The sequence below is a fragment of the Stenotrophomonas sp. UBA7606 genome (assembly GCF_002477705.1).
GTDB lineage: Bacteria > Pseudomonadota > Gammaproteobacteria > Xanthomonadales > Xanthomonadaceae > Stenotrophomonas.
Genome location: NZ_DLJW01000017.1, coordinates 42,752 through 43,146 on the forward strand (window position 1 = coordinate 42,752; position 395 = coordinate 43,146).

Annotated in this window: 1 protein-coding gene; it reads left to right on the plus strand. The window is 64.1% G+C overall.

Annotated elements, in window-relative coordinates; genetic code table 11:
• On the plus strand, window positions 1-395 hold a 395-nt coding region (locus B2527_RS02835; protein WP_293706026.1), incomplete at both ends, for a TCP-1/cpn60 chaperonin family protein.

Sequence of the window (395 nt, forward strand, 5' to 3'; positions counted from 1 at the left end):
GGCGACGGCACCACCACCGCCACCGTGCTGGCCCAGGCCCTGATCCGCGAAGGCGCCAAGGCCGTTGCCGCCGGCATGAACCCGATGGACCTCAAGCGCGGTATCGACAAGGCCGTGGTTGCCGCCGTCGCCGAGCTGAAGAACATTTCCAAGCCCACCGCTGACGACAAGGCCATCGCCCAGGTCGGCACCATCTCGGCCAACTCGGACGAGTCGATCGGCAACATCATTGCCGAAGCGATGAAGCGCGTCGGCAAGGAAGGCGTGATCACCGTTGAAGAAGGCTCGGGCCTGGAAAACGAGCTGGACGTCGTTGAAGGCATGCAGTTCGACCGCGGCTACCTGTCGCCGTACTTCATCAACAACCAGCAGTCGCAGACCGCCGACCTGGACGA